This is a genomic window from Ectothiorhodospira sp. PHS-1 (genome assembly GCF_000225005.1).
GTDB lineage: Bacteria > Pseudomonadota > Gammaproteobacteria > Ectothiorhodospirales > Ectothiorhodospiraceae > Ectothiorhodospira.
The window spans coordinates 67,027-80,586 of record NZ_AGBG01000004.1 but is presented as its reverse complement, the minus strand read 5'-3'; the positions used below and the strand labels follow the sequence as shown (position 1 = coordinate 80,586).

Below are 13,560 nucleotides of genomic sequence, written 5' to 3'. Positions count from 1 at the left end.
CCCCATGCATCCCGCACTTTCAGTGATCTTCTTCACCGTTCTCTCCGGGGCCGGGTACGGCCTGTTCAGTCTGGTGACGCTGCTGCACCTCACCGGTCTGTATCCCGTGCCGGGGCATGGTGAACTGATGACCCAGCTGGGGCTGGCCCTGGCCCTGATCACCTTCGGCCTGTTTTCGTCCACGTTGCATCTGCACAACCCGAAGAACGCCTGGCGCGCCGTGATGCGGGTGCGCACCTCCTGGCTGTCGCGGGAGGCGGTCTGCGCCCTGAGCTTCTATCCTTTTGCCCTGCTCTATCTGTGGCAGATCCTGCGGGCCGGCGTGGAGGTCAGTGCCCTGACGGTAGTGGTCGGCGGCATGGCCCTGTTCCTGGCCCTGCTGACCGTGTTCACCACCGGCATGATCTACGCCAGCCTCAAGACCATCCGTCAGTGGAATACCGCCCTGACACCGGCGAATTACCTGCTGCTGGGGCTGGCCCTGGGGGCGACGGCCCTGGCGGCGGTCCATGCCGGTTTCGGCGGGCGCAGCGAGGGTCTGGTGCTGCTGGCCCTGGGGCTCCTGCTGCTGGCCGGGGTGATGAAGGGGCTGTATTACCTGTGGATTCGGGAGGTGACCGGTCCCAGCCTCAATACCGCCACCGGGTTTACCCAGGCGCGGGTCCGGCTGCTGGACCAGGGGCATACGGCGGGCACGTTCCTGACCCGTGAATTCGGTTTTGATCCGGGGGCGCGGCGTATTTTCCGGGTACGACTGGGGGTATTCGGCTTCGGTTTCCTGCTGCCGTTGTTGCTGATGGGGATGGTGCTGGCGGGTGGGTCATCCCTTTGGCTGGCCCTGGCGCTGGTATCGGCCCTGGGCGGGATCGGGCTGGAGCGATGGCTGTTCTTTGCCGAGGCCCGCCATGGGGTGATGTTGTATCACGGGTTGCAGCGGACTTGAGGCAAGCTCGAGGGAGGCTCGGCCACGAGCCTCCCTCAGCCTCTCAACGCTCCGGGGTGCCTTCCCCGGCCGGCGTGCGCCGTCTGTGGCGCCTGGGCTTGCGGGGGGGTTCCGCCGCCGGGGTGGTTGGCGCGGGTGCGTCCTCGGTCCTCGTGGAAGATGCCGGTGTGTCGCCTTCGGTTTTCGGTCCGGGTTTGCGGCGTCCGCCACCCCTGGACTTGCCGGCATCGGAACGGGGGCGGCGCTCGCCGCGGCCGCCGTCCTTGCCCCGGTCGCCCGGACCGCCGCGCTTGCGCTCGATCTTCGCCGGCGGCTGCAGGTCCTTGAGCAGCAGGTCGGGATCCACCGCCTCGGAGACGATCTTGAAGCCGATATACGATTCGATCTCCGGCAGGTAGAAGGCCGAGTCTTCACAGGCAAAGCTGACGGCGTCGCCTTCCGCCCCGGCCCGGCCGGTACGGCCGATGCGGTGGACATAGTCTTCGCCGGACTGGGGCAGATCGAAATTGAACACATGGGACACATCGGGGATGTGCAGCCCGCGGGCCGCCACGTCGGTAGCCACCAGGACCTGGAATTCGCTGGTCTCGAACTGGGCCAGCAACCGTTGGCGCTTGCGCTGGGGGACATCGCCGGACAGCAGGGCGGCGCGGATGCCGTTGCCCTGCAGCCAGGCCGTGACCTTTTCCGCCATGTGCTTGGTATTGACGAACACCATGGAACGGTCCGGGCTGGAGCGCTTCATGATCCCCAGCAGCAGGGGGATCTTCTCCTCGTTACCGGGGTAGTAGATCACTTGGCGCACCCGTTCGGCGGTGACCTGCTCATCCCGGGTCTGCACCTTCACCGGGTTGTTCATGTGCTCGTAGGCCAGTTCCATCACCCGCCAGGACAGGGTGGCGGAAAACAGCATGGACTGGCGCTCGGTGGCCGGAGTCATGCGGCGCAGCAGGAAACGCACGTCCTTGATGAAGCCCAGATCGAACATGCGGTCGGCCTCGTCAAGCACCAGGACCTGGGAGCGTCTGAGATCGAAGACCTTCTGCTTGAAGTAGTCGATGATGCGCCCGGGGGTGCCGATGAGGATGTCCACGCCGTCGGCCAGTTGCTTGCGTTGCTTGTCGTAATCGGTGCCGCCGTAGGCCAGTCCCAGGGTCAGGCCGGTATGAGCGCCCAGCACCTGGGCATCCTTGTGAATCTGGATGGCCAGTTCCCGGGTGGGGGCCAGGATCAGGGCCCTGACCTGATTCGGGCGTCGGTCCGCCGGGGCGGGATGCCGGATCAGATGGGTCAGGACGGTGATCAGGAAGGCCGCGGTCTTGCCGGTGCCGGTCTGGGCCTGGCCGGCCACGTCCTTGCCCGTCAGGGCGTGGGGCAGGGCGAGGGCCTGGATGGGGGTGCAATGGGAGAACCCGGCGTCTTCCAGGCCCTGGCGTACCGGCTCGGGAAGATCGAGTTTTGAGAAACTGGTCTCGGAAAGATGTTGGTCCGTCATGGAGATGGGGCCTTTCCTCGCGATATCATTGAAGTAGACTTGAAATGCCGATCCGAATGGGATTCAATTTAGCGGCGCGTCGTGCCGTCCGGAACCTGATACCCCGTGGGACGACGCCGACATTCTAACCGGAGGTCAATTGTAGTGAGTGAAAACATCACCTATGTCACGGACGCAAGCTTCGAGGACGATGTCCTCAAGTCCGAGCAACCGGTACTTGTGGACTACTGGGCGGAGTGGTGCGGTCCCTGCAAGATGATCGCCCCGATTCTGGACGAGATTGCCGCGGAGTACGACGGCAAGCTCAAGGTGGCCAAGCTGAACATTGACGAAAATCCGGCCACCCCTCCCAAGTTCGGCATTCGTGGCATTCCGACCCTGATGCTGTTCAAGGGCGGCAATGTGGAGGCGACCAAGGTGGGGGCATTGTCCAAGTCCCAGCTCACCGCCTTCATCGACCAGAATATCTGAGAGCCCCCCGGCGTCCAACCCGTATAAAACGGGCTGGACGCCCTGTGGATTGCGTGTTAACGTAACGGACATAAAAAGTCATTCATGTCTTGCCGGCCGCCCGCTCGGGTGGCATCCCTTCTCGAATTCAGATCCGACCGAACCTGAAACCGGTTTCCCAGGCCATTCCTTGTGGGTCCGCCCTGTCCGCCTGAAAACTTTCATAGACAACCCCTCCCTCGAACCTCTATATGAACCTCACCGAACTCAAGCGTAAATCGGCCTCCGAGCTGATAGAACTCGCGCAGTCCATGGAACTTGAAGGGATGGCGCGGGCACGAAAACAGGACATCATCTTTGCGATCCTGAAGTCCCACGCCAAGAGCGGCGAGGACATCTTCGGGGACGGGGTATTGGAGATCCTTCAGGACGGTTTCGGGTTTCTGCGGGGGGCGGACAGTTCCTACCTGGCCGGGCCGGATGACATCTATGTCTCCCCCAGTCAGATCCGCCGCTTCAGCCTGCGCACCGGCGACACCATCTCCGGCAAGATCCGCCCACCCAAGGAAGGCGAGCGCTATTTTGCCCTGCTGAAGGTGGACAAGATCAATTTCGAGCCGCCGGAAGCCGCCAAGCACAAGGTTCTGTTTGAGAATCTGACCCCTCTGCATGCCTCTCGACGCATGCGCATGGAGCGGGGCAACGGCTCCACCGAAGACATCACCGCCCGTGTCATCGACATCGTGGCGCCTTTCGGCAAGGGCCAGCGCGGTCTGATCGTCTCCCCGCCCAAGGCCGGCAAGACCCTGATGCTGCAGAACATTGCCCAGAGCATCACCACCAATCATCCCGAATGTTATCTCATTGTCCTGCTGATCGACGAACGTCCCGAGGAAGTGACGGAGATGTCGCGCATGGTGCAGGGCGAGGTGGTGTCCTCCACCTTCGATGAGCCCGCCAGTCGTCATGTGCAGGTGGCCGAGATGGTCATCGAGAAGGCCAAGCGCCTGGTGGAGCACAAGATGGACGTGGTGATATTGCTGGACTCCATCACCCGCCTGGCCCGGGCCTACAACACCGTGGTGCCGTCTTCCGGCAAGGTGCTCACCGGCGGCGTGGATGCCAATGCCCTGCATCGTCCCAAGCGTTTCTTCGGTGCCGCCCGCAATATCGAGGAAGGGGGCAGCCTGACCATCCTGGCCACCGCCCTGATCGATACCGGCTCCAAGATGGACGAGGTGATCTATGAGGAGTTCAAGGGCACCGGCAACATGGAAGTCCATCTGGACCGCCGGATTGCCGAGAAGCGTGTCTACCCGGCCATCAACATCAACCGCTCCGGCACCCGTCGCGAAGAGTTGCTCACCGATCCGGAAGAGTTGCAGAAGCTGTGGATCCTGCGCAAGTTCCTGCACCCGATGGACGAACTGGAAGCGATGGATTTCCTGTTGGGTCGTCTGCAGTCCACCAAGACCAACAACGAATTCTTCGACATGATGAAGCGCAGCTGAGGCTGCACTTCAGGGCTGTTGCCGCCTCCGTGCTTCCTGGGCGGCCCGCTCTGGACTCCCGCTTTCGCGGGAGTGACGGATGTGGTCATCCCCGCGCAAGCGGGGATCCAGTGAAGCATCCCCTCAGACCCACCCCTCCGGGGAGATGCCCCAGACCTCCTGGGCATACTGCATCACCGTGCGGTCGATGGAGAAATACCCCATCCGTGCCGTGTTCAGCATCGCCTTGCGCATCCAGGCCTCCGGATCGCGGTACAGGGCATCCACCGCCTCATGGGCGCGGACATAGTCCGCATAATCCGCCAGCACCATGTACTGGTCCTCGGTCAGCAGATTATTGACCAGATCCCGGTAACGCCCCGGCTCCTGGGGTGAGAAGAAACCGTCACGGATCATGTCCAGGGCCCGACGCAGTTCGTCGTTGGATTCGTAGAAATCCCGGGGTCGGTAGCCTTCCCGCTTGAGCTGCTCCACTTCCTCGGCATTCATGCCGAAGATGAAGATGTTCTCCTCGCCCACCGCTTCCCGGATCTCGATATTGGCCCCGTCCAGGGTACCGATGGTCATGGCGCCGTTCAGGGCCAGTTTCATGTTGCCGGTGCCGGATGCCTCGGTGCCCGCGGTGGAGATCTGCTCCGAAAGATCGGCTGCCGGGATGATCACGGCGGCGGTACTCACGTCGTAATTGGGCAGGAAGACCACCTGCTGCTTGGGGTTCATGGGGTCATGATTCACCACGTCGGCCACGTCATTGATCAGCCGGATGATCTGCTTGGCCCGGGTATATGAAGGGGCCGCCTTGCCGGCGAACAGGGTGACCCTCGGTACTTGCTCCTCGGCGCGCCCTTCCCGTATCCGGTTGTAGAAGGTGATCACATGCAGCACGTTGAGCAGCTGCCGCTTGTACTCGTGGATCCGCTTGATCTGGATGTCGAACAGGGCGTCCGGGCTGATGGTGATGTCCATCTGCCGCTTCACCAGTTCCGCCAGACGTTCCTTGTTGCGTCGTTTCACCTGCTGGAATTCGCGGCGGAAGTCCCTGTTGTCCACCAGGGGTTCCAGCCTCCTGAGCTGTTCCAGATCCATGGTCCAGTCGTTGCCGATATGCCGGGTGATCAGGTCCGCCAGCGCCGGGTTGGCCTGATTCAGCCAGAGCCGGGGTGTGATGCCGTTGGTGATGTTGACGAATCGGTCCGGCCACAGACGGTAGAAGTCGTTGAACAGGTGCTTTTTCAGCAGTTCCGTATGCAGGGCCGCCACGCCGTTGACCATGTGACTGCCGACGACGGCCAGATGGGCCATGCGTACCTGGCGACCATGGTTTTCATCAATGATGGACAAGCGACGGACGATGTCGTTGTCTCCGGGGAAGTTGTGACGGACCTCGTTGAGGAAGTGGAAATTGATGTCGTAGATGATCTGCATGTGGCGCGGCAAGACCCGCTCCATGAGCGTCACCGGCCAGGTTTCCAGGGCCTCGGGCATCAGGGTGTGGTTGGTGTAGGAGAACACGCCCCGGGTCAGCTCCCAGGCCTTTTGCCAGGGAAGCTGATGGCTGTCCACCAGCAGTCGCATGAGTTCGGCGATGGCGATGGCGGGGTGGGTGTCGTTGAGCTGAATGGCCACCTTGTCCGGCAGTGACTCGATGGGATAGCCCAGTTCAGCGTGTCGGTGCAGGATGTCCTGGATGGAGGCGGAGACGAAGAAGTACTCCTGCTTCAGGCGCAGTTCCCGGCCGATGGCGGTGGCGTCATTGGGGTAGAGCACCATGGAGATGGTCTCGGACTCGATCTTCTCCCGCACGGCGCGGATGTAGTCGCCTTCGTTGAAATAGTCCAGATCGAAGTCCCGGGTGGCCTTGGCGGCCCAGAGCCGCAGGTTGTTCGCGTTCTTGTTGCCGAAGCCGGGGGTCGGGTAGTCATAGGCCATGGCGATGACCTCTTCGCCGTCCTCCCAGTGATAGCGGGTTTGTCCCCGCTCCCGGTGTTCCACCACATAGCCGTAGAAATGCACGGGGAAGATCTTTTCCGGCCGGGGGAATTCCCAGGGGTTGCCGTAGCGCAGCCAGTTGTCCGGATGCTCCACCTGCTCGCCGTTCTCGATGCCCTGGTGGAACATGCCGAACTCATAGCGGATGCCGTAGCCGTACCCGGGCAGGCACTGGCTGGCCATGGAGTCCAGGATGCAGGCGGCCAGCCGGCCCAGGCCGCCGTTGCCCAGGGCCGCGTCGGACTCCATGTCGATGATTTCGTGCAGACTCACCCCCATCTCTTCCAGGGCCTCGCAGCAGGCTTCGTAGAAACCCAGGTTCATGAGGCTGTTCACCAGCATGCGGCCGATGAGGTATTCCATGGACAGGTAGTAGACCCGCTTGACCTGTTCCTGGTCGAACAGGCGCTCGGTAAACATGCGCCGCTCGATGATGCGTTCCCGGACGGCGAAGGAGACGGCGTGTAGCCAGTCCCGTGGGGTGGCGGTGAGGGGGTCCTTGCCGACGATGTGGATCAGGGCGTCACGAATGGACTCCTTGAGCGAGTCCTTGTCGCAGGGCAGGGGGCGGGGGTCGTATTCGTGGACCATTTCCAGGGTTTTCATCGGGGATCCTGTTCCTGAGCTGAAGCTTTGATCGATCTGTCTGGTATTCCTATTTAGTAACCCATTCTGAGTAAAAAATAAAATCGCGAACGGGCCGATCGCCGCCGGGCACCCCGGCCGGCCAGATTGGGTCTGGCCGACGGAGGTGGTGTGTGGAGGTTACGGCATCACTCCCGGGCCACGGCCCGATACCCGATATCGGTCCGGTAGTAGACGTCATCCCAGTTCAGCTGCTTCGTCAGCGCGTAGGCCCGGGCCTGGGCATCACTGACCCGCTCGCCCAGTCCCACGGCGCACAGTACCCGTCCGCCCTGGGTGACTACCTGGCCGTCCTTCAGGGCTGTGCCCGCGTGGAACACCTTGGCGTCTTCGGCATCGGTGTCCGGCAGGCCCCGGATCACGTCCCCCTTGCGGTAATCGGCGGGATAGCCGCCGGCCGCCAGCACCACGCCCAGGGCGGCGCGGGGATCCCAGTCGGCCTCTGTCCGGTCCAGGCGACCCGCCAGGGCGGCCTCCACCAGTTCGATCAGGTCCGAACGTAGCCGCATCATGATGGGCTGGGTTTCCGGATCGCCGAAGCGGCAATTGAATTCCAGCACCTTGGGGATGCCCTGGGCATCGATCATCACCCCGGCATAGAGAAAACCGGTGTAGGGGGTGCCTTCGGCCGCCATGCCCCGCACCGTGGGCAGGATCACCTGGTCCATGATGCGCTCATGGATCTCGGGGGTGACCACCGGGGCCGGGGAATAGGCACCCATGCCGCCGGTATTGGGACCCTGGTCGCCGTTGTCCCGGGCCTTGTGATCCTGGGAAGTGGCCATGGGCAGCACATGCTCGCCGTCCACCATGCAGATGAAGCTGGCCTCCTCGCCGGTGAGGAATTCCTCGATCACCACCCGGTGACCGGCCTCGCCGAAGGCGTTGCCCGCCAGCATGTCGCGCACCGCGGCCTCCGCTTCCTCCAGGGTCCGGGCCAGTATCACGCCCTTGCCGGCGGCCAGTCCATCAGCCTTGACCACGATGGGCGCGCCCTGGGCGCGCAGGTAGGCCAGCGCCTCGTCCAGATCCGTGAAGCTGCCGTAGGCGGCCGTGGGGATCCGGTGGCGGGCGAGAAAGTCCTTGGAGAAGGCCTTGGAGCCTTCCAGGCGGGCGGCGTCCTTCGTCGGGCCGAAAATGGCCAGGCCCTCGGCCCTGAAGGCGTCCACGACCCCGGCCACCAGAGGGGCCTCGGGGCCGACGATGGTCAGGTCGATGCCTTCCGTCCGGGCAAAGGCCAGCAGACCGGGGATGTCCTCGGCGCCGATGTCCAGGTTGCGGCAGCCCGCTTCCCGGGCCGTGCCCGCATTGCCGGGGGCCACGAAGACCGTGTCCACCCGGGGCGACCGGGCCGCCTTCCAGGCCAGGGCATGTTCGCGGCCACCGCCGCCGATGATGAGAATTTTCATCGTGTTCACCTCGTTAGCCCCAAGAATCAATGCCGAAAATGTCGCATGCCCGTGAACAGCATAGCCATGCCGTGCTCATTGGCCGCCTGAATCACTTCCTCGTCCCGCATGGAGCCGCCGGGCTGGATCACGGCGGTGATACCGGCCTCGTGGGCGGCGTCGATGCCGTCGCGGAACGGGAAAAAGGCGTCCGAGGCCATCACCGAGCCGGAGACTTGCAGGTTCTCGTCGGCGGCCTTGATACCGGCGATGCGGGCGGAGTACACCCGGCTCATCTGGCCGGCGCCGACGCCGATGGTACGGCCGTCCCGGGCGTAGACGATGGCGTTGGACTTGACGAACTTGGCCACCCGCCAGGCGAACAGCAGATCCGCCTTCTCCTGGTCGGTGGGGGCGCGTTCCGAAACCAGCTTCAGGTCGGATTCGCTGACCTGGCCCAGGTCCCGGTCCTGAACCAGCAGGCCGCCGTTGACCCGCTTGAAGTCCCAGCCACCGCCGGCTTCACCCCACTGGCCGCAGGCCAGCAGACGCACGTTGGGCTTGCCGGAAACGGCCTTGACGGCCTCCGGGGAGACCTCGGGGGCGATGATCACCTCCACGAACTGACGCGCCACGATGGCCTCGGCGGTCTTGCCGTCCAGGGGGCGGTTGAAGGCGATGATGCCGCCGAAGGCGGAGGTGGGGTCGGTGGCAAACGCCAGGTCATAGGCGGCCAGGATGTCGGCGGCCACGGCCACGCCGCAGGGGTTGGCGTGCTTGACGATGACGCAGGCCGGGGCCTCGAACTGCTTCACGCATTCCAGGGCGGCATCGGTGTCGGCGATGTTGTTGAAGGACAGGGCCTTGCCCTGGATCTGGCGGGCGGTGGCCACGCCGGCCTCGGCGGGATGACGTTCCCGGTAGAAGGCGGCGGACTGATGGGGATTCTCGCCGTAGCGCAGGTCCAGGCTTTTTTCAAATTGCAGGGACAGGGTGCCGGGGAAGGGGGCCTGGGTCTTTTCGCCCTGCACGCCGGTCAGGTAGTTGGCGATGGCGCCGTCATAGCGGGCGGTATGGGCAAAGGCCTTGGCCGCCAGTTCAAAGCGCAGGGCATGGGGCAGGTTGCCGTCACCGGCGGTCAGGGCTTCCAGCACCCGGTCGTAGTCGGATGGGTCCACCACAATGCCCACATGGGCATGGTTCTTGGCCGAGGCACGTACCATGGCCGGGCCGCCGATGTCGATGTTCTCGATGGCGTCTTCCAGGCTGCAGCCGGGGCGGGCCACGGTGGCTTCAAAGGGGTAGAGGTTTACCACCACCAGGTCGATGGGGGGGATGTCGTGGGTCTGCATGGCCTCGTCGTCCATGCCCCGACGCCCCAGGATACCGCCGTGGATCTTCGGGTGCAGGGTCTTGACCCGGCCGTCCATCATCTCGGGAAAACCGGTATGGGCGGAGACCTCCTTGACCGGGATGCCTTCTTCCATGAGGAGTTTCGCGGTGCCGCCGGTGGAGAGGATCTCGATGCCCCGCGTCGCCAGCGCCTGGGCAAAGGGCAGCAGGCCGGTCTTGTCGGAAACGCTGATGAGCGCGCGGGTCACGGGTCGGGAAATTGCTTGGGTCATGGGCTCGGCCAGTCTGGTGATGACAAAAAGACTGGGAATTATACGCGCCCGCGGGAACCCAAGGCCACCGGCAAAAAAAAGCGCGGCTTGAGGGGGCCGCGCCAAAACCACCAAAGGAGGATGGAGGAGTATACCGAATGCGGAGGGATCCGCGAGACGATATGGTTCTAATATCGTATGCTGCACTGCACATGTCAAGGCGGACGGACATTTTTTTCATGCAGGACGACGGGCGGTGTTCCGTCGAGGACCAATGGTTTAAGTCTCGGTCCGACCGGCGGGATCTAGATTCGCAGGCGTTCCACCACCCGACCATGTTGCAGGTGCTCGTCCACGATTTCGTCGATATCCTTTTCATCGACAAAGGTGTACCAGACCCCTTCCGGATAGACCACGGCCACCGGCCCCTCATTGCAACGATCCAGACAGCCGGCGGCGTTCACCCGCACGCCGCCCTGGCCATGGATGCCCAGGGCCTTGGCCCGCTTCTTGGCATGATCGCGCAGTCGGGAGGCCTCGAAATGTTCGCAGCAGTTGCCGTCTTCGCGGCAGTTGGTGCAAAAGAAGATGTGTCGTTTGAAATGGCTCATCTTGTTTTCCGGTTCCATATCAGGAGGGACGGTCAACGGGATTCCTACCACAGGTCATAGACCAGATTCACCGCCGTGGTGGTGTCGGTATTCTTGCGGTCTTCCGGTACGTTCGTATTGTGCCTGACCGTCAGGGACAGGCGCATGGAAAACTTGGCATTGATGCGCATGCGCAGGGCGGCCACGGATTCGATTTCCGTATTGTCGTCGCCGGCCTGGATCAGCAGGTCTTCGGTGAGGCGGGTATTGTCGCCGATGCGATGGTCCAGCGCGCCCACCAGGCGCAGGATGGCTTCGTCTTCCTGTCTGCCGTCCTCCAACTTGTCCTGACGCAGACCGGCGCCGGCCTCCAGATTCAGGCGCGTGCGCGGGGAATCCAACACCTGGCGGCCATAGCCGGCGGCCAGGCTGCGTTGATACTCGTAGCCGCTGAAACGGTCCCGTTCCGCCCTGAGGGCACCGAACAGGTAATCCCGGTCCGAGACCTTGTGATCGCTCTGGAAGGCCCCCAGATAGCGCTCCTTGGTGGTGGTGCCGTCCTCCGAGGCCAGGTGTCCCTCCAGTTGCAGGGTGTGGCGCCACAGCATCTGCTCGTGACGAATCCTGGTGCGGGCGTTGAAGCTGTCGGAGTCGGTATTGCCGCTGGTCAGGATCGCCCCCAGTTCCGCCTGTCCACTCCAGCCCTCGTTGTCACCCCATTCTCCAGCCTGGAGCGGCAGGGTGAACAGGAGCAGGCTGATACAATAGGGCGACAGTGTTCTGAAAAACATGATTGATCGGAGTGTCCGTGGGTGAATCTGGCCGGACACTCTAACAGATCCCGCCTCACCCACTGGAGGACGGCCCTGATGCCGCCGCTTTTCAAGTGCGCTCCGCCATGAACCATGACGATATCCTGCGGGATACCGACCGCTGCGTGAAATGCGGTCTGTGCCTGCCCCATTGCCCCACGTACCGGGTCACCCGGGATGAGGGCGACTCCCCCCGTGGCCGCATCACCCTCATGCAGGGGCTGATGAGCGGCGCCCTGAGAGATGACGCGGCAGTGCGCCGACACCTGGAAGGGTGTGTGGGCTGTCGTGCCTGCGAGGCGGTCTGTCCTTCCGGCGTGCCCTTCGGCAGTTTGATGGATGCGACGCGGGCGAGCCTGATCCCGCCGCCGCGAGGGGCCGGTCTGGTGGGTGGGTATCTGCTGCGCCATGGGGGTGCCAGACGCGCGGCATCCGGGGGGCTGCGGGTGGCCGGGCGCCTGGGTCTGGGCAGGCTGGCCGCCCGCCTGGGCGCGGATGATCGGCCGGGCGCGGCCCGCGCGGCGTCCTTTCTACCGGATGTGGCGCTCCCGCCGCGGCCGTCTTTGGTGGGGCGTTCGGCCGCGGCGGATGCTGCGGTGGACGACGTGCGGGGCACGGTGTTCCTGTTCGCCGGCTGTACCGCGGAGACCTTTGACGGGCCTTCGCTGGAGGCCGCCGCCCGGTTGCTCGGGCGCCTGGGTTACCGGGTCGTGCTGCCGGAAGGGCAGGTATGCTGCGGGGCGCTGGATCATCATGCCGGTCGTGCCGGGGACGCGGCGGAGCTTGCGGGCCGCAATCGGGCGGTCTTCGCCGGGCGTGAGGGGCCTGTCCTGAGTCTGAACAGCGGCTGTCGTGTCCATCTGCGGGCCGGCGGCGGCGACGGATTCGGTGAGCGGGTGACCGGCCTGTGTCGGTTGCTGGCGGACGTGGACCTGGCGCCGTTGCAACTGATCGAGACTCCCCTCAAGGTGGTCTTCCATACGCCCTGTACCTTGCGGTACGGGTTGCGCGAGCACGGATGGATGGAGGCCCTGCTGCGGCGCCTGCCCGGTGTGGAACTGACTCCCTTGCCGGACAACGCCTTTTGTTGCGGCGGTTCCGGCAGTCACATGCTGACCCATCCACGGATGGCCGACCGGCTGCTGGCTCCCAAGCTGGATGCCCTTGCGGCGCTGGCGCCGGCCGTGCTCGTCACCGCCAATGTGGGTTGCGGCCTGCACCTGGCGGCCGGTATCCGGCGCCGGGGGCTGGCGATATCGGTCATGAGCCTGGCCCGGCTCATCGACAGTCGCTGTGCATCGCCGCCCGGTGCATAACGCCCGCTCCCATCCTGAAAACCCCTGATATTTACCGGGTTTGAAGATTGCCGTACTTCCAGTATCTTCATCATCATGCCCATCGTCCATGTCAGCCCGCCATGCGCCAACTGAGCCCCGCCGACCGTCTGCTGTCCGCCATCGATGAAGGTTTGTGCACCCTGTTCGGCCGTCCCCGCGCCACCGAGCGCCCGGACCCGGCCCGGTCGGTGGTGGAACCGGAACTGGATGACAACGCCCGCGTCCTCTCCGGTCGCCTCATGCGCATCAATCATGCGGGGGAGGTGGCCGCCCAGGGGCTCTACCAGGGGCAGGCCCTCACTGCCCGTAGCGGCGAAGTGCGCGAGCGCATGGAACGCTCCGCCCGGGAAGAAAACGATCATCTGCTCTGGTGCGAACGCCGTCTGGCGGCCCTGGGCACCCACAAGAGCTTCCTCAACCCCCTGTGGTATGGCGGCGCCTTCACCATCGGCGCCCTGGCCGGAGTGGCGGGCGACAAGTGGAGCCTGGGTTTCGTGCACGAGACGGAGCAGCAGGTGATCCGTCATCTGGATGAACATCTGGCCCGGGTCGTCCCCGAGGACGCGCCGACCCGGGCGGTACTGGAGCAGATGAAGATCGACGAGGCCCATCATGGCGAGCTGGCCATGTCCCTGGGCGGGGCAGTCCTGCCCTGGCCCCTGCGCAAGCTGGTGATGCCGGTGACCGCCAAGGTGATGACCGGGACGACCTGGTGGATTTGAAACGGAAACACCCCTTGTCACCCGGGCACTTCCCCGTTATCATTGCGCGCTTTCCGTGATTCATGTGCACCCTG

Annotated in this window: 11 protein-coding genes; 5 read left to right on the top strand and 6 right to left on the bottom strand. The window is 64.1% G+C overall.

Features of this window, described 5'->3' with window-relative positions; genetic code table 11:
* The first annotated feature begins 4 nt into the window (after positions 1-4).
* Positions 5-943, top strand: a complete 939-nt coding sequence (locus ECTPHS_RS02795) for a DmsC/YnfH family molybdoenzyme membrane anchor subunit (RefSeq protein ID WP_008931160.1) — start codon at positions 5-7, stop codon at positions 941-943.
* A 43-nt stretch (positions 944-986) separates the two neighbouring features.
* On the opposite strand, the gene rhlB is transcribed toward ECTPHS_RS02795, so the two are convergent.
* Complete coding sequence (gene rhlB / locus ECTPHS_RS02790) at positions 987-2,438, bottom strand: ATP-dependent RNA helicase RhlB (RefSeq protein ID WP_008931159.1); 1,452 nt, start codon at positions 2,436-2,438, stop codon at positions 987-989.
* Positions 2,439-2,582: 144 nt separating this feature from the next.
* Between rhlB and trxA the strand changes: the two genes are divergently transcribed.
* Complete coding sequence (gene trxA, locus ECTPHS_RS02785) at positions 2,583-2,909, top strand: thioredoxin TrxA (RefSeq protein ID WP_008931158.1); 327 nt, start codon at positions 2,583-2,585, stop codon at positions 2,907-2,909.
* 230 nt (positions 2,910-3,139) lie between these two features.
* A complete protein-coding gene (gene rho, locus ECTPHS_RS02780; RefSeq protein WP_008931157.1) occupies positions 3,140-4,399 on the top strand; it encodes a transcription termination factor Rho in 1,260 nt (419 codons plus the stop codon).
* A gap of 123 nt (positions 4,400-4,522) precedes the next feature.
* On the opposite strand, the gene ECTPHS_RS02775 is transcribed toward rho, so the two are convergent.
* From ECTPHS_RS02775 to ECTPHS_RS02755, 5 genes are all read right to left on the bottom strand, one after another.
* Entirely contained in the window at positions 4,523-6,994 is a 2,472-nt protein-coding gene (locus ECTPHS_RS02775; RefSeq protein ID WP_008931156.1) for a glycogen/starch/alpha-glucan phosphorylase, read from the bottom strand.
* A 167-nt stretch (positions 6,995-7,161) separates the two neighbouring features.
* Entirely contained in the window at positions 7,162-8,442 is a 1,281-nt protein-coding gene (gene purD, locus ECTPHS_RS02770; RefSeq protein ID WP_008931155.1) for a phosphoribosylamine--glycine ligase, read from the bottom strand.
* A gap of 26 nt (positions 8,443-8,468) precedes the next feature.
* On the bottom strand, positions 8,469-10,046 hold the full coding sequence (gene purH, locus ECTPHS_RS02765; RefSeq protein ID WP_040404888.1) for a bifunctional phosphoribosylaminoimidazolecarboxamide formyltransferase/IMP cyclohydrolase: 1,578 nt from the start codon (positions 10,044-10,046) through the stop codon (positions 8,469-8,471).
* Positions 10,047-10,330: 284 nt separating this feature from the next.
* A complete protein-coding gene (locus ECTPHS_RS02760; protein WP_040404944.1) occupies positions 10,331-10,636 on the bottom strand; it encodes a ferredoxin in 306 nt (101 codons plus the stop codon).
* 44 nt (positions 10,637-10,680) lie between these two features.
* Positions 10,681-11,406 (bottom strand): YdiY family protein, encoded by a 726-nt coding sequence (locus tag ECTPHS_RS02755; RefSeq protein WP_008931152.1) that lies wholly within the window; start codon positions 11,404-11,406, stop codon positions 10,681-10,683.
* Positions 11,407-11,513: 107 nt separating this feature from the next.
* Here ECTPHS_RS02755 and ECTPHS_RS02750 point away from each other — a divergent pair, with 107 nt between their 5' ends.
* The gene (locus ECTPHS_RS02750; RefSeq protein WP_008931151.1) at positions 11,514-12,743 is read left to right on the top strand and encodes a (Fe-S)-binding protein; all 1,230 of its coding nucleotides are present in this window, start codon (positions 11,514-11,516) and stop codon (positions 12,741-12,743) included.
* A gap of 101 nt (positions 12,744-12,844) precedes the next feature.
* Positions 12,845-13,486, top strand: coding sequence for a 2-polyprenyl-3-methyl-6-methoxy-1,4-benzoquinone monooxygenase (gene coq7, locus ECTPHS_RS02745; protein ID WP_008931150.1), 642 nt, complete (start codon positions 12,845-12,847; stop codon positions 13,484-13,486).
* Positions 13,487-13,560: the final 74 nt, after the last annotated feature.